Annotated in this window: 20 protein-coding genes; 12 read left to right on the forward strand and 8 right to left on the reverse strand. The window is 67.8% G+C overall.

The window, feature by feature from the left end; all coding sequences use genetic code 11:
• Positions 1 to 104: 104 nt before the first annotated feature.
• Both C7R54_RS23820 and C7R54_RS23825 read left to right on the forward strand, forming a co-directional pair.
• Entirely contained in the window at positions 105 to 1,046 is a 942-nt protein-coding gene (locus C7R54_RS23820; protein ID WP_129153214.1) for an alpha/beta hydrolase, read from the forward strand.
• On the forward strand, positions 1,043 to 1,696 hold the full coding sequence (locus tag C7R54_RS23825) for a GntR family transcriptional regulator (RefSeq protein WP_129153215.1): 654 nt from the start codon (positions 1,043 to 1,045) through the stop codon (positions 1,694 to 1,696). Before C7R54_RS23820 ends, C7R54_RS23825 begins: the two co-directional genes overlap by 4 nt.
• Here the strand turns inward: C7R54_RS23825 and C7R54_RS23830 are convergent.
• On the reverse strand, positions 1,657 to 2,622 hold the full coding sequence (locus tag C7R54_RS23830) for a ChbG/HpnK family deacetylase (protein WP_377815321.1): 966 nt from the start codon (positions 2,620 to 2,622) through the stop codon (positions 1,657 to 1,659). The two genes, C7R54_RS23825 and C7R54_RS23830, sit on opposite strands and share 40 nt — an antisense overlap.
• Between C7R54_RS23830 and C7R54_RS23835 the strand changes: the two genes are divergently transcribed.
• On the forward strand, positions 2,557 to 2,952 hold the full coding sequence (locus C7R54_RS23835; RefSeq protein WP_192903732.1) for a GtrA family protein: 396 nt from the start codon (positions 2,557 to 2,559) through the stop codon (positions 2,950 to 2,952). The two genes, C7R54_RS23830 and C7R54_RS23835, sit on opposite strands and share 66 nt — an antisense overlap.
• Here C7R54_RS23835 and C7R54_RS23840 read toward each other — a convergent pair.
• Entirely contained in the window at positions 2,912 to 4,552 is a 1,641-nt protein-coding gene (locus tag C7R54_RS23840; protein ID WP_240039685.1) for an ArnT family glycosyltransferase, read from the reverse strand. The genes C7R54_RS23835 and C7R54_RS23840 overlap by 41 nt on opposite strands.
• The gene (locus C7R54_RS23845) at positions 4,549 to 5,538 is read right to left on the reverse strand and encodes a glycosyltransferase family 2 protein (protein ID WP_240039711.1); all 990 of its coding nucleotides are present in this window, start codon (positions 5,536 to 5,538) and stop codon (positions 4,549 to 4,551) included. Before C7R54_RS23845 ends, C7R54_RS23840 begins: the two co-directional genes overlap by 4 nt.
• Before the next feature lie 422 nt (positions 5,539 to 5,960).
• Between C7R54_RS23845 and C7R54_RS23850 the strand changes: the two genes are divergently transcribed.
• From C7R54_RS23850 to C7R54_RS23890, 9 genes are all read left to right on the forward strand, one after another.
• Positions 5,961 to 7,232, forward strand: a complete 1,272-nt coding sequence (locus tag C7R54_RS23850; protein ID WP_129153219.1) for an O-antigen ligase family protein — start codon at positions 5,961 to 5,963, stop codon at positions 7,230 to 7,232.
• Positions 7,233 to 7,577: 345 nt separating this feature from the next.
• On the forward strand, positions 7,578 to 8,618 hold the full coding sequence (locus C7R54_RS23855; RefSeq protein WP_129153220.1) for a TRAP transporter substrate-binding protein: 1,041 nt from the start codon (positions 7,578 to 7,580) through the stop codon (positions 8,616 to 8,618).
• Between the two features lie 267 nt (positions 8,619 to 8,885).
• Positions 8,886 to 10,751: a TRAP transporter large permease gene (locus C7R54_RS23860; protein ID WP_129153221.1), complete on the forward strand. Its 1,866-nt coding sequence runs from the start codon at positions 8,886 to 8,888 to the stop codon at positions 10,749 to 10,751.
• A 54-nt stretch (positions 10,752 to 10,805) separates the two neighbouring features.
• A complete protein-coding gene (locus C7R54_RS23865; protein ID WP_129153222.1) occupies positions 10,806 to 11,891 on the forward strand; it encodes a LacI family DNA-binding transcriptional regulator in 1,086 nt (361 codons plus the stop codon).
• Positions 11,888 to 12,880 (forward strand): NAD(P)-dependent oxidoreductase, encoded by a 993-nt coding sequence (locus C7R54_RS23870; RefSeq protein ID WP_129153223.1) that lies wholly within the window; start codon positions 11,888 to 11,890, stop codon positions 12,878 to 12,880. The genes C7R54_RS23865 and C7R54_RS23870 overlap by 4 nt, the downstream gene beginning before the upstream one ends.
• Positions 12,881 to 12,931: 51 nt before the next feature.
• Positions 12,932 to 13,777 carry an amidohydrolase family protein gene (locus tag C7R54_RS23875; protein WP_129153224.1) on the forward strand — a complete coding sequence of 282 codons (846 nt, stop codon included), beginning with the start codon at positions 12,932 to 12,934 and terminating at the stop codon, positions 13,775 to 13,777.
• Between the two features lie 216 nt (positions 13,778 to 13,993).
• A complete protein-coding gene (locus tag C7R54_RS23880) occupies positions 13,994 to 14,893 on the forward strand; it encodes an NAD(P)-dependent oxidoreductase (protein WP_129153225.1) in 900 nt (299 codons plus the stop codon).
• Between the two features lie 160 nt (positions 14,894 to 15,053).
• Positions 15,054 to 16,031, forward strand: a complete 978-nt coding sequence (locus C7R54_RS23885; protein WP_129153226.1) for a Bug family tripartite tricarboxylate transporter substrate binding protein — start codon at positions 15,054 to 15,056, stop codon at positions 16,029 to 16,031.
• Between the two features lie 55 nt (positions 16,032 to 16,086).
• Positions 16,087 to 16,758: an RraA family protein gene (locus tag C7R54_RS23890; protein ID WP_129153227.1), complete on the forward strand. Its 672-nt coding sequence runs from the start codon at positions 16,087 to 16,089 to the stop codon at positions 16,756 to 16,758.
• 120 nt (positions 16,759 to 16,878) lie between these two features.
• On the opposite strand, the gene C7R54_RS23895 is transcribed toward C7R54_RS23890, so the two are convergent.
• The 5 genes from C7R54_RS23895 to C7R54_RS23915 all read right to left on the reverse strand — a co-directional run bounded on the left by C7R54_RS23895 (position 16,879) and on the right by C7R54_RS23915 (position 22,139).
• Entirely contained in the window at positions 16,879 to 17,541 is a 663-nt protein-coding gene (locus C7R54_RS23895; protein WP_129153228.1) for a GntR family transcriptional regulator, read from the reverse strand.
• A 37-nt stretch (positions 17,542 to 17,578) separates the two neighbouring features.
• Positions 17,579 to 19,114, reverse strand: a complete 1,536-nt coding sequence (locus C7R54_RS23900) for an amidase (protein ID WP_158021278.1) — start codon at positions 19,112 to 19,114, stop codon at positions 17,579 to 17,581.
• Positions 19,115 to 19,176: 62 nt separating this feature from the next.
• Entirely contained in the window at positions 19,177 to 20,187 is a 1,011-nt protein-coding gene (locus C7R54_RS23905) for an ABC transporter ATP-binding protein (RefSeq protein WP_129153230.1), read from the reverse strand.
• Positions 20,184 to 21,212: an ABC transporter ATP-binding protein gene (locus C7R54_RS23910; protein WP_129153231.1), complete on the reverse strand. Its 1,029-nt coding sequence runs from the start codon at positions 21,210 to 21,212 to the stop codon at positions 20,184 to 20,186. The genes C7R54_RS23905 and C7R54_RS23910 overlap by 4 nt, the downstream gene beginning before the upstream one ends.
• A 12-nt stretch (positions 21,213 to 21,224) precedes the next feature.
• On the reverse strand, positions 21,225 to 22,139 hold the full coding sequence (locus C7R54_RS23915) for an ABC transporter permease (protein WP_129153232.1): 915 nt from the start codon (positions 22,137 to 22,139) through the stop codon (positions 21,225 to 21,227).
• Position 22,140 lies beyond the last annotated feature (1 nt).

Raw genomic sequence — 22,140 nt, forward strand, 5'->3', positions numbered from 1 at the left:
GCGGGTTAAGAACCAGGAACGGGACCAAGAACGACCAAGAACGCACCAAGAACGCACCAAGAACGGCGCGGGAACCTGGCCGCCGCCCGGCGGTCTATCTGGATATGCGCCCATCCAGACGCCTACTCCTCCCCGCCCTTCTGGCGCTGGCCCTGCTGGCCGGCGCCTGCGCCTATGGCTGGACCAGGCTGGACGCCTGGCAACGCCAGGCGATCTTCGCGTCCGCCACGGGCGACCAGCCCTGGTTCCGCGACCCGCCGCGCGGCACGGAGGTCTTCGACCTGGACGTGGCGCCGGGCCAGAAGGTCCACGCCTGGTTCTGGAAGAGTCCCGATTCCCAGGCCGCCACGGTGCTCTACCTGCATGGGGCACGCTGGAACCTGAACGGCAGCGCCTTCCGCATGACGCACTGGACGGAAATGGGCTATTCGGTGCTGGCGATAGACTACCGCGGCTTCGGCCAGTCCACCCCCTTGCTACCTTCCGAAAGCACGGCCGGCATCGATGCCGCCGCGGCCATGCGCGAACTGGCGCGCCGCCAGCCCGATCCCGCGCGCCGCTTCATATACGGCCACAGCCTGGGCGGCGCCATCGCCATCGACCTGGCGACGCGCCAGAACATGCCACCCTTCGCCGGCCTGATCGTCGAATCCAGCTTCACCAGCATCGACGCCATGCTGCGCCTGCGCCAATGGGGGCGTATCCCGGGGGCGGGCCTCCTGGTCACGCAGCCCTTCGATTCGATCGGCAAGGTAGCCCAGCTGCGCACGCCGGTCCTGTTCATCCACGGCACCGCGGATGCGGTCATCCCCCCCGCCATGAGCGACCAGCTCTATGCCGCCGTGCGCGACGTGACGCCAGCGCTGAAGCGGCTGGTGAAAATCGAAGGGGCCTCGCACTCCGGGGCGGTGCGCAGCGGCGCCCGCTATGACCATGCCGTGCAGTCCTTCGTCCGCGATGCGCGCGCGGCCTGGGTTACGATACCTCGGCCCGCCGACCCGCCGCTTCCGACCGACCTCACGAACCCTAAGCCCGCGCCCGCATGACCGCTGCCGCCCCGACCAAACGCCGTGCCGCCGACATCGCCTACGATGCCATCGAAAGCATGATAGCCACGCTGGAATTGCAGCCCGGCAGCGCCGTCGTCGAGGCCGACCTGGTGCAGCGCACCGGCCTGGGCCGCACCCCCTTGCGCGAGGCGCTCCTGCGCATGGTGGCCGCCGGGCTGATCCGCCAGGAGCCGCGGCGCGGCCTGCGCGTTTCCGATGTGCAGTTGGCCGATCACCTGGACCTGATCCAGACCCGCCGCGCGCTGGAGCAGTTGATCGCGTCATCGGCGGCGCGCCGCGCCACGCCGCCGCAACGAGAACAGATCCTGGCGTGCGGCCGGGAAATGATCCGTGCGGCCGATGGCGGCAACCTGGACGAATACATGCAGGCCGACCAGCGGCTGGACCACATCTGCCACGATGCGTGCCGCAATGCGTCGGCGGTCAACGCGGTCGTGCCCTTGATCATCCAGTGCCGGCGCTTCTGGTATGCCTACCAGCACGAAGGCGATATCGTCGAGGGCGCGCGGCGCCACATGGCCATGGCCGAAGGCATCGCCACCGGCGACACGCAGGCCGCGACGGCCGGCGCGGACCTGCTGATGGACTACCTCGAGGCCTTCACGCGCAAGGTCATCGACGCCTGATCGTCGCCTGGCAGCATGCGCGCGACGCGCAAGCCCTTGCGCAACAGGGCCTCGGCAAACCCGGCATCGTTCAACACCTGGAACTCGGCGCCACGCTGCGCCGCCATGTCAGTGTCGCCGGGATAAGGCATGGCCGGATGGCACATCAGCAGATCGCCATCGCGCATATTCTCCAGCCACAACGGCACCAGGGCCGCATAGGCTGCGCTGCCGCCCTGGAAATCATAGACGCCCAGCAGGCGCCGATTGGTGCGCAGGCCCGCCGCCGCGGCGGCGCGGCCGAAACGATACGCGCCCAGCGCGCCGATGACGCGCGCCTTCCAGCGCAGCGCGGCGGGCAGGCCCGCCTGGCGCCCCGGCGCCGAACACCGCACCCAGGGCGCATCCGCGCCATAGCGGCGCGCGATGGTCTGCAACAGGGCATCGCGTATCTGCGGCAACTGGTGCACATGCTGATGGCCGTCGATGAAATCCGGACGGCGTCCCATGGCCGCTTCGAAGGCATCGAGCTGGCGCTCGATCTGCCGGGCCAGGCGGGGCACATCCAGGGTGCGGGCATAGCTGCGGGCGATGAGCTGCGAGAGGGGCAGGTACAGGCCCGGCTGGCCCAGGGCCTCGGTGAAGTTCAGGTGCACGCCCGCATCGACGTCCAGCTGGGCCAGGCGCCGCGCGTCCTGCTGGAAAGCGGGCGCATGCGTCATGCAACCGACGGCGCTCAGGCGACGCTTGCGCGCAAGCGCGAGGATGCCTTCGTCGATGGCCGTGTTCATGCCAAAATCGTCGGCGCAGATGATAATGCGCCTCGGGCTGCCCGAGCGGGTACCATCGCCCTGCTCATTGCTGCCGGAGGCTTTCCCTACATGCGAGTCCTGATACGACAACTCGGCTGGTTCATCATCGTTGGCTGCGCGGCCGCCGCCACACACTGGCTGGTAGCCGTGAGCTGCGTGCGCGGACTGGAACTGCAGCCATTGTGGGCCAATGTCGCGGGTTGGGCGGTCGCGTTCGTGGTTTCGTTCAGCGGTCATTTCCTGCTTACCTTCCGGCATCAAGCCGGTGCCTGGCATGAAGCGGCACGCCGCTTCTTCTTCGTATCCGCGGGCGGCTTCGCGGTCAACGAACTTTCCTACGCCTGGTTGCTGCGACATACCGGAGTGCGATACGACATTCTGCTGGCGGCCATCCTCGTGGGCATAGCGGTACTCACCTTCCTGGTCAGCCGGCTGTGGGCGTTTCGCCGCAGTACTGCCGCCTGAACGGCTCCCCGCTTTCCATGTACCACACCTGACCGCGCGGCGTCGCGTATCTCGGCGCCTGGCCCTTCAATATCCTATAACTGTCGAAGTCGTGTCGAGGGTCGGCCCATATCCAGAAGCCCTGTCCATCGGGCGCCGCGCACATGCGTCGTCGCATTTCGGCCTCGGAAACAAGGAGCTGGTTCATGAGGGGCTTGTCGAACTGCCCCGCGTCGTACAGTTCCTTGCGCCAGTTGTCGCGCTTGGCGATATCCGCGCGGGTCCAGTCATCCACCACCCAGATGCGCTTGTCGGTATGCAGCGCCATGGCCAGGTCGTAGGGATAGAAGCGCATCGCGATCAAGGTGTCGCCGGGCCGGAACTCCGCCAGCATCTGGCGCCCCATCGCCACGTTGTTCGGCCGCGCATAATGCGCGGCCAGGACATTGGCCACCACGCACAGCACCGCCGCGCCCGACAGCGTCACGGCAAACAGGCGGTTCCGGCGATCGACGCGCTTGTCGGCGCGCACCAACCCCATGACGATGACTTCGGCCACCAGGGCGGCGATCGCCGGCAACACCGGCTGGATATAGCCCACCAGCTTGGACGCGGGAATCGAAAAAAACACCACGATCACCCCCAGCCAGCAGAGCATCAGCCAACGCACGTCGGCGGCGCGTATGGCGTCGGACGCCGCCTCCGACGCCTCGGCGACGGCAGGAGGGTTGGCCCAGAAGGCCTTGCGCAAGGCGCCGCCCAGCCACAAGGTCCATGGCAGCGCCAAACCCAGCAGCACCGGCACATAGAACCAGACGGGCTGGACGTTGTTGAAACCCGTGGCGGCGAAGCGCTCGAACTGCTGGTAGACGAAGAAGTACTCGAGGAAGCCCGGAAAGCGCTGCTGCATCACCCAGAACCAGGGCACCGTGACGGCCAGGAAAACGACGATCACGGGCGGCCACAGCAGCACGGCCAGGCCGCGCCAGCGCCGCCGCAGGAGGATCCACAGGACCAGGACCGCGCCCGGCAGCACCACGCCGATCAGGCCCTTGGCCAGGACGCCCAGCGCGGCCAGCGCGCCGGTGGACACCGACAGCGCGTGATAGGGCAGCCCGGCGTCGGCGCGCAGCACCGTCGTGGCGCCCGCCAGGATGGTGAGGCCGATCAGGCCGGCCACCAACATGTCCAGGTTGGCGAATTGCGCGCTGCCGAAGAAGAATGGCTGCGTCAGCAGCGCCAGCAGGCCGATGACGGCCGTGCCCTGCCCGCGCCAGCGGCGCAGGAAGAAATACAGCGCCATCGCCACGCCCCAGGCCCCCAGCCAGGAAGGCAGCCGTGCTGCCCATACGCTGGGGCCGAACAGGCCGTAGGCGGCTTCGGCCAGCCAGTAATAGAGTGGAGGCTTGTGGAAGAACGGCATCCCGTTCAGGGTCGGCAGCAGGTGCGTGCCGTGGCTCAGCATCTCCCATGCGACGCCGCCATAGCGGCCTTCATCGGGCAGGGTGAGCGGGCGCAGCCAGGAGAGCCAGAGCAGCCATGCGCCCGAGCCAAGACAAACCATCGCGCGGGAAGGCGCGATCAGCAGACGCCGCAAGGCGTCTGTACCAGTACGTCTCATTTGGCGGTCGGCTTCTCGGTAAAGACCCTACCGCGCTGTTCGCGGACGACATACAGCGGACGTCCTTTCACTTCGTCGAAGATACGACCGACATACTCGCCGACCACGCCCAGCGACAGCAAATTGATGCCAGCAAAAAACATCAGGGCCGCCACGATGGTGGTCCAGCCGGACAGCGGATTTCCATACAGCCAGAAATCGACGACCAGGTAGCAGCCATAAGCGAACGAAAGCACGGCAAACAACATGCCTATCATGCTGACGACGCGCAGCGGCCAGGTCGTGAATGCGGTGAGGCCCGCAAAGGCCAGCTTGAACAGCTGCCGTCCGTTGAAATGGCTATCGCCATGCGCGCGCTCGGCAGGGCTGTAGGGCAGCGGCTCGGCCTTGAAGCCCACCCAGGCGTACAGGCCCTTCATGAAGCGGGTGCGCTCGGGCAAGGCGTTCAGCGCCTGCACCACCCGGCGGTCCATCAGGCGGAAGTCGCCGGCATGCGGCGGCACCTTGACGCGGCGGCCATTGCTGAGCAGCCGGTAGAAGGCCTGGGCGCCCAGGCGCTTGGCCCAATGTTCGTCTTCGCGGTGCTCGCGCACGGCATAGACCATGTCGGCGCCAGCGCGCCAGCGCGCCAGCATTTCGGGAATCAGGGCGGGGGGATGCTGCATATCCGCGTCCAGGCAGATCACCACGTCCCCGGACGTATTCTCCAGGCCGGCGCTGATCGCCGCTTCCTTGCCGAAATTACGCGAGAGCTGCAGATAGCGGACGCCGTCGACGGCCGTCCACTCGCGCATCATGTCGGGCGTGGCGTCCGTGCTGCCGTCATCGGTGACGACGATTTCCCACGACGTGCAGAGCCGACCCAGCATGGAGATGAGGGCAGGCAACAGCACGCGCAGATTGGCGCTTTCATTCAGACAAGGGACGACACAGGAAATCCTGATGTCGTCGATATTCTCTGATCGGGGCGTTACGTCCGGCAACATACTGGGCGATAACGCCCCGGCCCGGGATTCGATATGCATGGCTCACCGCTAGGTAAAGGACTGCAGGCACGAATTATGGACACCCGGTCGTTGAATTTTCATCAAACGCAATACAAGCGCAAGATCGATAGAATTGGAACTTCAACCATTTATTTGTAACACTTTCCATTTAGCGTGCCTAGAAGGGAAAGTGTGGTCGGTGGCGCTTTCATTTCACCTTCACCTGGGCAAGACCCTCGGACTGGGCAGCGGACTGTTGCCAGCAGGCGACACAGCCAGCCATGAAGGACTGCTGCACCAGGTTGCGGCGCCCAGCCGGTCGAAATCATGGCGGTCCCTACCGGTATATCATCGGCGGCGCCGACGCGAACGTTCGCCCACCCGCGCGCATCAGCCCGACGTTCGCGGCCACCCGTACGCATATGCCGACTCGACACTACCTGATCTGCACCACCACGCTGGTGCTCCTGGCTTGCGCCACGTCGCTGGTCAGCGCCGACGCCGGCCCCGTCCTGCTCTACCTCACCGCCGTGATGGCCCTGGTGGCCATGGCCATCAACCTACATACCCGCCGCGAGTCCTTCCAGATCGGCGCGCCCATCGTGGTGGCACTATGCGCCCCGCTTGCGGTCATGCTGGCGGTCAGCGCGGTCAGCGGCACATGGGCGCCGTCGGAATTCGAGAAGCTGTTGCGCTTCGCCCTGGGCGCGCCGCTCGCATGGCTGCTGTTGCGCGCCGACCGGCGCTGGCTGCGTCACGTCCAATGGGCGCTGCTGTTCAGCGCATACGCCGGCTCGCTGATGCTCATCGTCATCGTCACCACGAATGAACTGGGCCGAATGGCGGTCGCCGACTATGGCGGCCGCTACAACGCCGTCGCGTTCGCGGACCTGACGCTGTTCTTCGGCTTCGCGTCGGCCTTGACCATGCCGTGGACATGCTCGCCCTGGCCGCGCGCCGAAGCCCTCCTCAAGGCCGTGGCCTGTCCGCTGGCCATCTATGCGGTATGGCTTTCGCAGACCCGCAGCAGCTGGATCCTGCTCGGCATATTGGCGCTGGTCGTCTTGCTGGAGAACACGCACTGGCGCCGGCGCGCCAAGCTCGGGTTCGCGGCGGCGACGCTGGCCCTCCTGGCCGCCGGCGCCGCGTTCTCCTGGCATTCGCCGGACAGCCGCATGAGCGCCGTATGGTCGGATGTGCAGCACTATGAACATCAGGACCGCGACACTTCCGTGGGCATACGCATGCAGCTGTGGCACGCCTCCTGGCTGATGTTCAAGGAAAATCCCCTGCTGGGCGTGGGACCGTCCCAGTTCCGCGCCGAGCTGGCCAGGTTCGAAAAGCAGGGAATCGTGACGCCCGCGGTGGTCGAGGGTTATGGCGAACCGCACAACGACTTCCTCAATGCCCTGGCGGGCTACGGGCTGTTGGGTTTTTTCAGCGTGTGCGCGCTTTACTTGCTGCCATCGGCCGTCTTCCTGAAGCGCTTGCGCGCCCCGGATATCACGGTCCGCACGGCGGCCCGGATCGGCCTGCTTTTCACCTGGGGGTATGCCTGCTTCAGCGTGACTGAAATGATGTTCCGCAACATGCGCAGCGTTCCCATCTATGCCATCACGCTGGTGATACTCCATGCCCTGGCCTCGCCGCGCCCGGAACGCTTGACCGCGCCGGTGCGCCCGGCGGGCGGCTGAGGCCCGCAGCAACCGTCGCGGAAGAGGGCCGCCAACGAATAGACAGCGGAAGCGCAGCCGGTGCGCGCGAATCCGCGGAAGGCCTGGGCCTTGGTTGGCAAGCGGGAGCAACGCGGTCCCGCAGCCGACCGCGAGCCACATCCTGTCCTGACGGTCGCAAGTCCGTCGGCCGCCGTGATGGTTTCCCCCTATTTCCCCCCTCTTGCCAAGCGCGAGCTGAATCCGTACGATCCGTAAATCGATTTAGTAAACCGATTTACTTGTCTGACTTCGCACACTGGATCGACCGATACCGGCCACATCGATGGCCGGAAAACATAACGACGACATTCAGGAGACAAAGTCATGAGGCTGACCCCGCCACCGGCACGCCCGTCGCGCCGCGCCTTTTTGCAGACCGCCGCCGCCGGCGCGGCCGCCCTCGCGGCGCCCAACATCATGGCGGCGCCCGCGCCCGTGGCGCTGCGCTGCTCGTCCTCGCAACCGGCCGACCAAAGCGCCGCCCAATTCATCTGGTACGACCGCTTCGCCGCCAATCTGCGCCAGTCGGTAGGCGACCGCATCCGCGTCGACTTTTTTCCCAATGGCCAATTGGGCAAGGAAGCCGATGTGGTGCAGCAGGTACGCCTGGGTTCGATCGACATGATGATCACCGGCAGCTCGATCTGGGCCACCGCCCTGCCCGAGCTGGCGCTGCTCGACATGGGCTTCCTGTTCGACAGCTGGGAACACGTCAACAAATCCGTCGACGCCGGCGTCGGCGCGCAGTTCGACAAGCTGCTGCAGGAGCGCACCGGCTGCACGTTCCTGGGCTGGGGCAATCACTTCAACGCGCGCAGCGTCTACACCAAGAAGCCGGTGCTGCGCGACGCCGACCTGAAGAACGTCAAGCTGCGCGTGCTGCCCACGCCCATCTTCGTGGAAACGTTCAAGCTGATGGGCGCCATCCCCACGCCCATTCCGGTCAACGAGCTGTACACCGCGGTGCAGACCGGCGTGGTCGACGGCTTCGAACACGACGCCGCCACGGTGCTGTCCAGCAAGTTCAATGAAGTGGTCAGCAACTGCTGGCTGACCAACCATCTGTTCAGCCCTTCCATCACCGCCATTGGCAAGCGCGGCCTTGCCAAGGTGCCCAAGGACCTGTTGCCGGCCTTCCACCAGGCCGCCAAGGACGCCGACGCGTTCCAGCGCCAGGCCTCCGGCACCAAGGGCAAGGAAGCGCTGGCCGCGCTGGAGAAAGCCGGCATTGCCTTCCACCCCATGGACCCGGGCGAGCGCCAGCGCATCCGCCAGACCATGGAGACCAAGCTGTGGCCCACGGTGACCGCGCAGTACCCGGTGACCAAGCCGATGCTGGACATCATCAACGCCCAGCGCGCATAAGCGGGCGCGCGCCGCCGGCCCTCCCCGGGGAGCGTTTGCCCTTGGGGACGGGCCGATGACGCAGAAGAAGAACAACCCGGGGAACAACCCGCGGACCGACCCGGAAATCAGGGCGGGAAAGCGGGATGGGAAGACAGGGCGGAAAAGAAAGGTCAAGGAGATGGAGACATGAGTTCACACGCAATGGCAAACGCCGCCGCGCCCGACGCCGCCGTGGCGCACGCCGCGCACGGGGCGACGGAAGACGACGCGGTGGCCGGGCATGGCATGCACGCGGGGCATGGCGCGTCCGCGACGCCAGCACCATGGCCCGCGCTGACCCGCCTGTGCAAGGTGATCGAATACTTCTGCGCGGCTATCCTCGCGGCCGACGTGGTGGTGGTGTTCGTGTCCGTCATCCTGCGCTACTTCCTGCATAGCCCGGTGGACTGGGCCGAGGAAGTCGCCCGCAACCTGATGGCGACGCTGGTGTTCCTGGGCGGCGCCACCGTACTCGCACGCCGCCAGCACGTGGGCATCGAGGTCTTCCGCGGCATGCTGCCGGCCTCGTGGCGCGAGCCCGCCATCCAGCTTGGCGGCTGGACCGTTGCTGGCGTGTCCGCGGCGCTGCTGTATTCATCCGTGCTGCTGCTGGAGGACTCGGTCAACGTGACCACGCCCATCGGCACGCCGCAATGGGTCAGCGTATTACCGGTCTGCGTCGGCGCGCTGTTCATGACGGTCGCCGGCATCGCCAATGCCATCAGCGGCGCCAAGCGCGCCACCTGGGCCACGCTGGCCGCCGCCATCGTGCTGTGCCTGGCCGTCTGGGGCTGGAACACGTTCGCGCCCGAGGCCTTGGCCATCCAGCCATGGCTGCTGCTGACCGTCGCCTTCCTCGCCAGCCTGGTCATGGGCATTCCCATCGCCTTCGTGCTGGCGCTGTCCTCGCTGGTCTATTTCCTGGCCGAGCCCAGCCTGCCCATGATCATCTATTCGCAGCAGGTGATGGCCGGCATGGACCATTTCGTGCTGCTCGCCATTCCGTTCTTCGTCCTGGCGGGGCTGATCATGGAAGCCAACGGCATGTCGTCGCGGCTGATCGAGCTGCTGGTGCGCATGTTCGGCCGTGTGCGCGGCTCCATGAACCTGATCTCCATACTCGCCACCGCCTTCTTCTCCGGCGTGTCGGGTTCCAAGCTGGCCGACATCGCGGCGGTCGGCGGGATCGTGGTCCCGGCCGTGCGCCGCACCAAGCAGGACGCCAACGAAACCGCCGCGGTGCTGGCCGCGTCGGCCGTGATGGCCGAGACCATACCGCCGTGCGTCAACCTCATCATCATGGGCTTCGTCGCCAACATTTCCATAGGCGGCCTGTTCCTGGCCGGCCTCGTCCCCGCGGCCGTGCTGGCCGCGGGGCTGTGCGCGATGGCCGTCGCCTTCGGGCGCAAGATCGATCCGCGGCTGGCCTTCCCGCAGCGCATGGCCCTGCCCAAGCTGCTGGGCGGCGCACTCATCGCGCTGGTCATGGTGGGCATGATAGGCAAGGGGGTGACCTCGGGCATCGCCACGTCCACGGAGGTCTCCGCCTTCGCCGTGGTCTACGCGCTGCTGGCCGGCGGCATCGCCTTCCGGGAATTGACGCCCCGCGCCATCGTCGGCCTGTTCGTGCGCGCCGCGTCCATGGCCGGCGGCATCCTGTTCATTATCGCCGCCGCGTCCAGCGTGGCCTTCGCCCTGACGGTGCAGCAGCTGCCGACCTTTCTGTCCGGCACCATGACCACGCTCGCCCACGACTACGGCAGCGTGGCCTTCGTGCTGGTGTCCGCCCTGCTGATGGTGATCTTCGGCGCCATCCTGGAGGGCGCGCCGGCCCTGATCATCTTCGGTCCCCTGCTGACGCCCATCGCGCAGCAGGTGGGCGTCAACCCGCTGCACTTCGGCACCGTGGTCGTGATCGCGATGGGCCTGGGCTTGTTCGCGCCGCCCTTCGGCCTGGGCCTGTTCGCCACCTGCGCCATGACCGGCACCCGCGTCGAGCAGGTCGCCCGTCCCATGATCAAATACCTGGTGCTGCTGGCCATCATGCTGGTGGTGCTGATATTCGTTCCTGCCATTTCGCTGTGGCTGCCGCGTATGTTCAACATGGCGTAAGGCCCTCACCCCGATGAATCGACGCGGCAATCGCGACAGTATCCCTACGACCCTATGACGACTATCCAGGATGTGGCTGCGCTGGCCGGCGTTTCGGTGAGTTCGGTATCCAACGTGCTCAACGGCCGCACCGAGCGGCTGGGACGCGAAACCTACAGGCGCGTCGAAGAGGCGATACGCCAGCTCAATTACCGTCCCAACCTGGTGGCCCGCCAGCTCAAGACCGGCAACGCGCCCTTGCTGGGCTTGCTGGTCCCCTCCACCGCCAACCCGATGTTCGGCGAACTGGCGGTGCATGTGGAAAAGGCCGCCAGCGAGCAGCACGGCTATCGCGTCCTGCTGGGCAACACGCATCGTGACCAGGACCAGGAAGCGCGCATGTTCGACGACCTGCTGTCGCAAGGGGTGCGGGGCGTCATCCTGGCGTCCTCGCGCACCGACGAAGGCCACTTGCACAGCGCCATCGAACGCGGGCTTGCGGTGGTCAGCTATGACCGCGGCGGCAACGGCGAACCGGACTCGCGCATCGACCACGTCTCGCCCGACAACATGAAGGCCGCGCGCCTGGCCGTGGAGCACCTGGTCGAGCAGGGCCACCAGCGGCTAGCCCTGGCGACGCCCGACGTCAAGACGATCAGCCGGACGCTCAAGCGCGCGGGCTTTCTCGACGCGGCCGCGGCCGCCGGGCTGGGCGACCAGGCCCAGGTGATCGAAGGCGCGACCGGCCCCGACTTCGGCGACTCGCACCTGGCCGACGTCGGCTATCGGCTGGCCACGCGCATCGCCGGCATGGCGCGGCGGCCCACCGCCATCATCACCATCAACGACATGATGGCGCTGGGCCTGATGGCGGGCCTGCAGGCGGCCGGCCTGTCGGTGCCGCACGATATTTCCGTCATCGGCATGGACAACCTGGTCATGGGCGCCTACGTGAACCCGCCGCTGACTTCGGTCGACATGCCCAGCGCCGACATGGCGCGCTGCATGGTCGACATGCTGATGCAACGCCTGGCGCAGCCGGATGCCCCGGCGCGCGAAGTGTTGTTCCAACCCTCGCTGGTGAAGCGCGCCTCGGTCGCGCCGCCACCGGCTGGCGCCCATCGCGCCGCTCCCCGTATCACCAGGAAGAAAAAGGCATGACCACCATTTTGTTGACGCATTCACCGCTGGCGCGCCAGAACTACTACGGCGACGCCGCGTTGCAGGCCTTGGGCGAGCTGGGCGAGGTTCGGCTGAATCCGGGCGCCGACCCGGCCGACCCCGCCGACCTCATCCGCCTGGCCCAGGGCTGCCAGATCATCGTCTCCAGCCGCCTGGCGGCGGCGCCGGCCCAGGTCTTCGACGCCTTGCCCGACCTTGTGGCTTTCTGCCGCGTGGCGGTGGACATCCGCAATATCGACGTCGACGCGGCCAACCGTCATGGCGTGTTGGTGACCCATGCCACGCCTGGCTTTGCCGCGTCGGTATCGGAATGGATCATCGGCGTCATGATCGACGCGGCGCGCGGCATCAGCCAGTCCGCCGCGGCCTATTGGCGTGGCGACGCGCCCGTCATCGCCATGGGGCGCGAATTGCGCGGCGCCACGCTGGGCATCATCGGCCACGGCCATATCGGCGGTTACCTGGCGCCGTTGGCGGGCGCCCTGGGCATGCGCGTGGTGATATCCGATCCCAAGCCGGAACAGGATCCGGGCGACCTGCCCCGCCTGTCGCTGGAAGCGCTGCTGGCCGAATCAGACTATGTCGTGTGCCTGGCGCCCGCCAATGCGCGGACCGCCAACCTCATCGATGCGGCCGCGCTGCGCCGCATGAAGCGCGACGCCTTCTTCATCAATGCCTCGCGCGGCGAACTGGTCGACGAGGACGCACTGCGCGCGGCGCTGGACGAAGGCTGGATCGCCGGCTGCGCCATGGACGTGGGACGCGCGCAGGACCAGATGCCGACGCCCGCGCTGGCCGGCCATCCCCGCGTCATCGCCACCCCGCACATCGGCGGCCTCACGCCGGCCGCCTCGATGCACCAGGCCATGGACACCGTGGCCCAGGTCCGTGCCATCGTGCGCGGCGAAGCGCCGCCGCATGCCGTCAATCTCGACAACGCGACCCGTCTGCGGCGCCTGCGCGCCTGACGCCACAAGCCTGAAGCCATAAGCCTGAAGCCTGAAATCCGAAGGAAGCCCATGAAGACTCCCGAACTGAAGGTACCCCAACTCAAGGCGCCCGCCGGCGCCTGCGATTGCCACATCCATATCTACGAACTGCACCGCTATCCCCTCGCGTCGACCGCCACCTTCGGGCCGCCGCAGGCATCGTGGGACGACTACCTGGAAGTCCGTCGCGCCCTGGGCCTGGAACGCGCCGTCATCGTGCAGGCCACGGGCTACGGCTTCGACAACCGCTGTGCGCTGGAAGCCCTGGCGCTGTCGCGCGGCACGGCACGCATGATCGCCACGCTGCGCGCCGATACGCCGCTCGCGGAACTGCGCGCGCTGCATGAAGCCGGCGTGCGCGGCGTGCGCTTCATGATGATCCCCAACAGCGGCGGCGTGATGCAATGGGACGATCTCGAACCCATGGCCGAACGCATCGCCGAACTGGGCTGGGTCATCAATCTGCAGTTGGACGGCCGCGAACTGCCCTTGTACGAGGACAGGCTGGCGGCCCTGCCCTGCCAGGTCAGCATCGACCACAACGGCAAGTATCTGACGCCGGTGGCGCCCTCCGATCCCAGCTTCCGCTCGCTGCTGAGACTGCTGGATCGCGGCCATGCGTGGGTCAAGCTGTCGGCGCCCTACGAAACGTCGCGCTCCGGCCCGCCGCGCTACGACGACGTCAGCGCCCTGGCCCGTGCGCTGGCCGCCGACTATCCGGACCGTTGCCTGTGGGCCAGCAACTATCCACATCCCGGCCGCGCGGACCGGCCCGACAACGCGGACATGCTGGACCTGCTAGCGCACTGGGCGCCCGGGGAGACGGACCGGCGCAAGATCCTGGCCGACAATCCGGCGCGCCTGTACGGGTTCTGAAACCGACGAGCCATGTCTCGGCCACGAGCATGGCACGCGGCAGCGGCTGCCCAGGTCCGGCGCCCAAAGGGCAGTCGTTCTATAGTTGTACATATCTTGTATTTCCAAATCGCCGATAGCGGGTATAGACCTCGGGTATACCCCTAGAATTTCCACGCATCGCGCTGAGTTATAAATCGTCTTGTACTTTTTATGTATCACCGACAAGGCGAAGTAATGAAAATTGCGATTCTGGGTTGCGGCGAAGTCGGCCATTGCTATGCGCAGGCATGGATGGCAGCGGGACACGTAGTGACCGCTGTCTGCGAACTGCGGCAAGACGAGGACATGCGGGCCCGGGTCGGGTCCTATGGCGCCACCCTGCACGCCACGCCCGGCCCCTGGCTGGCCGACGCCGACCTGGTCGTGTCGGCCGTCTTCGGCCACGCCGCGCTGGGCGTCGCCGAGCTGGCCCTGCCCCATATGCGCGCCGATGCGGGCTATGCGGACTTCACCACCGCCAGCGCCGGCGACATGCGCGCGGCCGCGGCGGTGGCCGCGCGTCACGGCATCGCCTTCACCGACGTCGCCATCATGGGCGCCATCGTCCTGCTGGGCGCTCGCACGCCCCTGCTGTGCGCCGGCACCGGCGCCGACGCCGTGGCCCGCTTCGCCGTCGCCAGCGGCGCTCCCGCGCGCGCCATCCCGGGCGAGGCGGGTGACGCCGTGCGCCTCAAGCTCCTGCGCAGCATCATGACCAAGGGCATGGAAAGCCTCACGGTGGAATGCCTGGTCGCCGCGGAAAGCATGGGCTTGCGCGACGCGCTCTACGAAGTGCTATCCGACATCGACCGCACGCCGCTCACGGCCTTCATGGACTCCTTCCTGCGCTCGCACGTCCTGCACGCGCAGCGCCGCCTGGCGGAAGTGCGCGAAGCGCGCGACCAGTTGACCGAGGCCGGCCTGCAACCCCTGGTGCTCAACGGCGTCGAAAGCCTGTTCGCCCGCACGTCGCAGGGCATCGAGGCGGCTCGGGCCGCGCACGGCGGCAAGCCGCTGGAAGTACCTGATACAGTGCCGGCGCGCCTGGCATGGCTGACCACGCTGGCACGGCAGGAGACCCCCGCCTCGGCATGAGGCATGGGGCGAGCCCGGGCGCGCCGGGTTGGCATGCCGGCGGCGGCAGCCCGGCGTCTTTACGATCCCCATGCATGCTGCCCGCATACTCCCGATACCCACAAGGTCCGGCCGCGACCCAGCGGCACGGCCATAAGAACAAGCTCTTGAGAGGAAGACAATGCGATTCTTGAAAAAACTGGTCGTCACGGCGACGCTGGCCCTATGCGCCCTCCCCACCCTGTCCGCCCATGCCGCGGACCTGAGCGGCGCGCCCGTCACCTTCATCTCCCCCTTCCCGCCCGGCGGCGGCACCGACATGCTCACGCGCATGGTCAGCAACGCCATCGGCCAGCACACGCACTGGAACATCGTCGTCGAGAACAAGCCCGGCGCCGGCGGCAACCTGGCGCTGGACGCCACCGCCCGGGCCCGGCCGGACGGCCATACGCTGGTCATGGCGCAGACCGACAACATCGTGCTCAACCCCTGGCTCTACAGCAAGTTGACCTACGACGTGTTCAAGGACTTTCGTCCGGTAGGCCTGGCCGCGTCCTCGCCCAGCGTGTTCGTGGTGCTGCCTGATTCGCCGTACAAGAATCTCGCCGACGTGGTCAATGCCGCCAAGGCCAGGCCGGGCCAGATCTCGCTGGGCATACCCGGCATCGGCGGCAGCGGCGACCTGATCGGCCACCTGTGGGGCAAGGCCGCCGGCATGGAGCTGATGCACGTGCCCTACCGCGGCTGGGGCCAGGCCTTTCCCGACCTGATGAGCGGGCGCATCGCCGTCTACACGGGATCGGTCGCCACGCTGCTGCCGCAAATCCGCGGCGGCAAGGTGCGCGCCCTCGCGGTGGTCGCGGAAAGCCGCTCGCCCGCCCTGCCCGACGTGCCCACCTTCGCGGAAAGCGGCTTCAAGTCGATCACGCAGACGATCTGGTGGGGGCTCTTCGCGCCCGGCAAGACGCCGGATGACGTGATCGCCACCTTGAACACCGAACTGAACCGCGCGCTGGCCCAACCCGAGCTGGTGCAAAAACTGGAGGAGGCCGGCTATAGCGTCATGAAGGGCACGCCGGCCGACCTCGCCAGGCAGTTGCGCGCCGACCACGACATATTCGGCAAGGTCGTGGAAGAAGCAGGCATTCCCAAACAGTAAGCGCGGCCGACTGCCCGCCCCCCCGCCGCGGTCCCTTTCTTCCTCAGGAGCCATCATGATCGGATTCGCCATCCACCCCCGCCAACGCGCCGTCAGCGCCGAGGCCGTGGCCCGTTTTCGCGACATTCCCGTCGCCAACGTCAGCGACTGCATGTCGCGCATGAGCGCCGGCGGCGCCCGCCTGCGGCCCATGCACGACGGCACGCCCATGGCCGGCCCGGCGCTGACCGTGCGCTGCCGCCCCGGCGACAACCTTTTGGTGCACAAGGCGCTGGACCTGGCCGCGCCCGGCGACGTCATCGTGGTCGATGCGGGGGGCGACCTGACCAACGCCATCATCGGCGAAATCATGGCTGCCTATGCGGCGACGCGCGGCGTGGCCGGCATCGTGATCAACGGCGCCATCCGCGACGCCGGCACGCTGCGCCAGGGTACGCTGCCGGTCTATGCCGCCGGCGTGACCCACCGGGGCCCCTACAAGGACGGTCCGGGCGTCATCAATGGCACGATCGCGCTGGACGGCATGACGATCGAGCCGGGCGATCTCATCCTGGGCGATGACGACGGCCTGCTGTGCGTCCCCTACGCGCAGGTGGAGGCGCTGTACCAGGCCGCCAGCGCCAAGCACAAGGCGGAACTGGAGATGCTGGCGCAGATTGCCGCGGGCAAGCTGGATACGTCGTGGATCGATGCGCGCCTGGCGGCCCTGGGCTGCGAGACGAAATAGGTTAGGCGGGGCACGACCCGCGCTCGCTGCGTAAAGGCCGCCGTACCCATGCTGCCCAGCAGGGGGCAGCCCATGGCGCGAGTGCCTTGCCGGCGCCCGCGAGGGAAATCGCGCTGGCGATCATCCCCTGGCCGGCGCCTTCCCCTTGCGCTGCCCGCGGAACAGCAGGTGGGTCGCCGACAGGTGAAAGCGCATGGCGGTCTCGGCATGCGCCGCATCCCCCGCCCGCAAGGCGGCGATGATGTCGCGATGATGCTCCACGCTGCGCAGCATGTCCTCGTGGCTGTAGAAGTAGAACGAGCCGATGATGATGGGCAGGTCCAGCAGGCTCTCCACCAGCGAGCGCACGCGCGCCGACTGCGCGGCCGCCAGCAAGGCATGATGGAAGCGGTTGTTGAGTTTCTGGACCCGGTCCACACGGTCGGCATCGTCCGACTCGGCGGCCGCCTTCATGCCGCGATTGATGGCTTCCAGCTCGTCGATCTCCGCCGGCGTGGCGCGCTGCGCCGCAACGCCGGCGGCATAGGGTTCCAGCAACAGCCGCAGCGCGAACGCCTCGTCGATATCGCGGTCCAGCCAGCCCAGCACCACCGTCCCGCGCCGCCCGTCACGCTTGACCAGGCCGTCGGCTTCCAGCCGCTCGATGGCCTGGCGCACCGGCGTGCGGCTGACGTCCAGTTCCTTCGCGATGCGTTCCTCGCGCAATTTCTCGCCGGGCAGGAAGGCGCCCGCCATCAGGCGTCGGCGTAACTCCCCATAAACCAGGTCGCGGGCGCTGGGCATCGATGCTCGAATACGGAAGGACTTGTGGAGTTGCCGACTATACCTGAAGGCCACCTGTCCGGACGCCGCCCGCCGCTCCGGAGGCCCCCGCATCCTCCAGCACGGGCTCCAGGCGCGCGCCCACCGATTGTTCGAAGGCGTAGGCCAGCCCCAGCAGGCGCGCCTCGTCGTGGGGCGCGCCCATGAAGGACAGGCCCACGGGCACGCCGGCGCGCGCCCGGCCCGCCGGCACGCTGATTTCCGGCAGGCCCGCCGCGCTGGCGACATACAGCGCGGCATAAGGATTGCCGGGGTGCTCCACATAGGAGGGATCGGGCTGGTCGTAACGCGGCGAAGCCGGACAGGAAAGCGTGGGGAACACCAGCGCCGTCACGTCCTCCTGCCGCATCCGCTGCATCAACGCGGCACGAAAGCCCGCCAGCGTGGCCTGCGCCCGCGCGCGCTCCACCGCCGTCTGCTGTCGCGCCGCCTCCAGCGCGCGCCGCATGCCGGCCAGCGTGCGCGGATTGACATCATGCGTGGGACAGGCCGCGGACCAGGCGGTGGCGGCATCGACCAGTTGCGCCATGGTAAGCGGTGCCGCACCCAGGCTCTTCTTCAGGTACTCATCCAGCTGCCCGGGCCATTCCGCGTCGGCGAGGGGCGCGAGCAGAATGGGATGCAGCGCCGTCGCCGGCGCGGGCACCCGCAGGTCCACCAGGACGGCGCCCAGGTCGCGCAGGCGGTCCAGGGACTGCCCGACGATGGCCTGGACCTCTTCGTCCTCGCCCGGGAAGTCCGCCACCACGCCGATGCGCTGGCCCCGCAGGGCCCCCGCATCCAGCGCGTCAAGATATTCGCCGCGCTCGCCACCCGGCACCGCGCATGCCATCGAACGCAGCAACAGCGCCACGTCGCGCACCCGGCGCGCCAGCGGCCCCACGGTGTCGAAGGACAAGGACAGCGGCAGAATGCCATCGACCGGAATCAGGCCCAGGGTGGGGCGCAGGCCAGCCAGCCCCGCCACGCAAGCCGGCGCCCGCACGGACCCGAAGGTATCGGTGCCCAGCGCCGCCGCCGCGAAGCCCGCGGCCACGGCCGCCCCGCTACCGCTACTGGAACCCGCCGCGTTGCGGGCGCGGTTGTAGGGATTCAACGTCAGGCCAGCCAGCGAGCCATAGCCGTAGCGCCCGTTGGAGCAGGCGAATTCCGACATATTGGTCTTGCCCAGCACGATGGCGCCGGCCTGCCGCAAACGCCGCACGACGCTTGCATCGCGGGCGGGGCGATGTTCGCGCAACAGCGCGGAGCCCGCCGTGGTCGGCAGGCCGGCCAGGTCGATGTTGTCCTTCACGACAATGGGGACGCCATGCAGCGGCCCGCGCACCAGGCCGTTCGCCCGCTCCTGGTCCAGCTGGCGCGCCTGGGCGGCCGCATCGTCGCACAGCCAGGTCATGGCATTGATGGCGGCGCCCTTCTTGTCGTGGGCCGCGATACGCGCCAGGTAGGCCTCGACCAGTTGCAGGGAAGTGGTGGCGCCGCTTGCGAGGTCGGCGCCCAATTCCGAAATGTCCTGGCTCAAGGGATCGTACACGGTCTCTCCTGAAGGCTGACGCGGCCGCCGGAAGGCGGCACGTTCGCCATCGTGCCGCAAGCCTAGCGGAAATGGCAAGCCACCCACTGGGTCGCCGCCGCCGCCGAGCCGTCCGCGCCGGCACCGTCCGGGCTGCGTGGCGACAGGACCGGCCGCTCCTTTTTGCAAATATCCTGGGCCAGCGGGCAGCGCGTGTGGAATCGGCAGCCGCTGGGTGGATTGGCCGGACTGGGCGGATCGCCTCGCAGCAGGATGCGCTGGCTGTGCACATGCGGATTGGGCACGGGCACCGCCGACAACAGGATCTCCGTGTAAGGATGGCGCGGCCGCGAGAACAGCGTCTGGCGGTCCGCCAGTTCGACCACCTGGCCCAGGTACATCACGGCCACGCGATGGCTGATGTGGCGCACCACGGCCAGGTCGTGAGCCACGAACAGGTACGCGATGCCGAACTCCCGTTGCAGGTCCGTCAGCAGATTGATGACCTGCGCCTGCACCGAGACGTCCAGGGCCGACACCGGTTCGTCGCACACGATCAGCTTGGGCCGCAGCGCCAGGGCGCGCGCGATGCCCAGCCGCTGGCGCTGCCCGCCCGAGAACTCGTGCGGAAATTTCTTCATGGCCTCCGGCCGCAGGCCCACCTTGGAGAACAGCCAGGCCACCCGCTCGGCCCGCGCCGCCGCGCCATGCCCCTGCGCGCTGCTGAAATTGCGCATGGGCTCTTCCACGATGGCGCCGGCCGTCATGCGCGGATTGAGCGAAGCGTAGGGGTCCTGGAAGATGATCTGCATATCGCGCCGGCGCTCGCGCATCGCCGCCGCATCCAGCCTGGCGATATCCTCGCCGTCGAGCTTGACCGAGCCGGACGTCGGTTCGATCAGGCGCAGGATGGATTTGCCGGTGGTGGTCTTGCCACAGCCGGACTCGCCCACCAGGGCCAGCGTTTCACCACGTTCGACGTCGAAGGACACGCCATCGACCGCCTGTATGGTCGGGCGCTTGCGGCCCAGCCAGCTTGCGGCCCCGGGATAGTGCTTGACCAGGTCGCGGACCTGCAGCAAAGGAACACTCATGCCACCACCCTCTCCAACTTACCCAACGCATCCGACGCGACGCGCTCCGCCTCGAAGCAGGCCACCACATGATCCTCGCCCAGCGCCCGCAGGGCCGGCATCTCGCGGCGGCAGCGGTCGGTAGCATAGGCGCAGCGCGGCGCGAAACTGCAGCCCGGCCCCAGCTGGGTCAATGGCGGCACCATGCCCGGGATCTCCGTCAGGCGCTCGGCGCTGTTCATCGACGGCATGGATGCCATCAGAGCGCGGGTATAGGGGTGCAGGGGGCGGTCGAACAGCTCCGCCACCGGCGCCTCTTCCACCTTGCGCCCGGCATACATCACCACCACGCGCTGGCAGGACTCGGCCACCACGCCCAGGTCGTGGGTGATCATGACGATGCCCATGCCCAGCTTTTCCTGCAAGCCGCGCAGCAGGTCCAGGATCTGCGCCTGTATGGTCACGTCCAGTGCGGTGGTCGGCTCGTCGGCGATCAGCACCTCCGGATTGCAGGCCAGGGCCAGCGCGATCATCACGCGTTGCCGCATCCCGCCGGACAGCTGGTGCGGATATTCGTTGACCCGGCGCTGCGGCTCGGCGATCTGCACCAGGCGCAGCATTTCCGTGGCGCGCGCCATGGCCTCGCGCTTGCCCACCTTCTGATGCACCATGACCGTCTCGGCGATCTGCCGGCCCACGGTCAGCACCGGATTGAGGGACGTCATCGGCTCCTGGAAGATCATCGAGATGCGGTTGCCGCGGATGTCGCGCATCTGCTTCTCGCTGAGCGCGAGCAGGTTGGTGCCGCGATAGCGCACCTCGCCGCCGGCGAAGCGCGCCGGCGGCATGGCCAGCAGGCGCATGATGGACAGCGCGGTGACGCTCTTGCCGCAACCCGACTCGCCCACCACGCCCAGGGTCTGCCCGGCCCGCACCTGGTAGGACACGCCATTCACCGATTTCACGATGCCGGCCACGGTATCGAACCAGGTCGACAGGTTATCCACTTCCAGCAGGACCGGCGCGGACGACGTTTCTGGAGTCATATCCACATCCTCCTACAGTTGGTTCGCCAGGCGCGGATCGAGCGCATCGCGCAGGCCGTCGCCGATCATGTTGATCGACAGCACGGTCAGCGCGAGCAGCACGCCCGGGAACAGGATGACCGTGAAGGCCACCGCCACGAAGTTGCGGCCGTCGGCCATCATGTTGCCCCAGCTCGGCACCTGCGCCGGCACGCCCACGCCCAGGAAGGACAGCACCGCCTCCGTCAGCACCGCGGTGGCGGCGATGAAAGTCGCCTGCACGACCAGCGGCGTGACGATATTGGGCAGGATATGGCGCACCAGTATCACCGGCAGCCGCGTGCCGATGGCATGGGCCGCCTCGACGAAAAGCTGTTCGCGCAGCGTCAGCGCCAGCGAACGCACCAGCCGCACCACGCGCGGCACCTGCGGTATGGTGATGGCCAGGATGACGGTGGACAGGCTGGCGCGTATCACCGCCATCAACGCGATGGCCAGCAGGATGTCGGGAATCGCCATCAGCCCGTCCATCACCCGCATGATGAGCGAATCGGCCCAGCGGACGAAACCGGCCATCAGCCCCAGCGCCACGCCCAGCGCGGTCGCCAGCACGGCGACCGCGATCGCCACCACCAGCGACACGCGACCGCCCCACACGGCGCGGCTGAACACGTCGCGCCCAAGCGCGTCGGTGCCGAAGAAATGTTCCGCCGACGGCGGCTTCAGGCGCTGCAAGGGATTGATGGCGGTGGGATTGTGCGTGGCGATCCACGGCGCGGCCAGCGACAGCACCACGATGGCCGCCAGCAACACCAGGCCAAGGATCAAGGTCGGGTGCTTGCGCAGCCAGCGCCAGCGCAGGGACGGCGGCGCCTGCGTGGCGGCGATCGTTGCGCCGGCTGCGTTGGCCGCGCCCGCCGCGTCCGTTGCCGAAGAAGTTTCAAGCATC

The sequence above is a fragment of the Achromobacter aloeverae genome (assembly GCF_004121055.1).
In the GTDB taxonomy this organism is placed as follows: Bacteria; Pseudomonadota; Gammaproteobacteria; order Burkholderiales; family Burkholderiaceae_B; genus Bordetella_C; species Bordetella_C aloeverae.

Bases quoted from the DNA above. Each gene is read 5' to 3' on its own strand.
- C7R54_RS23905 (WP_129153230.1), bottom strand. From the start codon at position 20,187: ATGAGTGTTCCTTTGCTGCAGGTCCGCGACCTGGTCAAGCACTATCCC.
- C7R54_RS23825 (WP_129153215.1), top strand. From the start codon at position 1,043: ATGACCGCTGCCGCCCCGACCAAACGCCGTGCCGCCGACATCGCCTAC.
- C7R54_RS23880 (WP_129153225.1), top strand. From the start codon at position 13,994: ATGAAAATTGCGATTCTGGGTTGCGGCGAAGTCGGCCATTGCTATGCG.
- C7R54_RS23860 (WP_129153221.1), top strand. From the start codon at position 8,886: ATGCACGCGGGGCATGGCGCGTCCGCGACGCCAGCACCATGGCCCGCG.
- C7R54_RS23820 (WP_129153214.1), top strand. From the start codon at position 105: ATGCGCCCATCCAGACGCCTACTCCTCCCCGCCCTTCTGGCGCTGGCC.
- C7R54_RS23845 (WP_240039711.1), bottom strand. From the start codon at position 5,538: ATGTTGCCGGACGTAACGCCCCGATCAGAGAATATCGACGACATCAGG.
- C7R54_RS23835 (WP_192903732.1), top strand. From the start codon at position 2,557: ATGCGAGTCCTGATACGACAACTCGGCTGGTTCATCATCGTTGGCTGC.
- C7R54_RS23875 (WP_129153224.1), top strand. From the start codon at position 12,932: ATGAAGACTCCCGAACTGAAGGTACCCCAACTCAAGGCGCCCGCCGGC.
- C7R54_RS23915 (WP_129153232.1), bottom strand. From the start codon at position 22,139: ATGCTTGAAACTTCTTCGGCAACGGACGCGGCGGGCGCGGCCAACGCA.
- C7R54_RS23855 (WP_129153220.1), top strand. From the start codon at position 7,578: ATGAGGCTGACCCCGCCACCGGCACGCCCGTCGCGCCGCGCCTTTTTG.
- C7R54_RS23885 (WP_129153226.1), top strand. From the start codon at position 15,054: ATGCGATTCTTGAAAAAACTGGTCGTCACGGCGACGCTGGCCCTATGC.
- C7R54_RS23890 (WP_129153227.1), top strand. From the start codon at position 16,087: ATGATCGGATTCGCCATCCACCCCCGCCAACGCGCCGTCAGCGCCGAG.
- C7R54_RS23910 (WP_129153231.1), bottom strand. From the start codon at position 21,212: ATGACTCCAGAAACGTCGTCCGCGCCGGTCCTGCTGGAAGTGGATAAC.
- C7R54_RS23895 (WP_129153228.1), bottom strand. From the start codon at position 17,541: ATGCCCAGCGCCCGCGACCTGGTTTATGGGGAGTTACGCCGACGCCTG.
- C7R54_RS23850 (WP_129153219.1), top strand. From the start codon at position 5,961: ATGCCGACTCGACACTACCTGATCTGCACCACCACGCTGGTGCTCCTG.
- C7R54_RS23865 (WP_129153222.1), top strand. From the start codon at position 10,806: ATGACGACTATCCAGGATGTGGCTGCGCTGGCCGGCGTTTCGGTGAGT.
- C7R54_RS23870 (WP_129153223.1), top strand. From the start codon at position 11,888: ATGACCACCATTTTGTTGACGCATTCACCGCTGGCGCGCCAGAACTAC.
- C7R54_RS23840 (WP_240039685.1), bottom strand. From the start codon at position 4,552: ATGAGACGTACTGGTACAGACGCCTTGCGGCGTCTGCTGATCGCGCCT.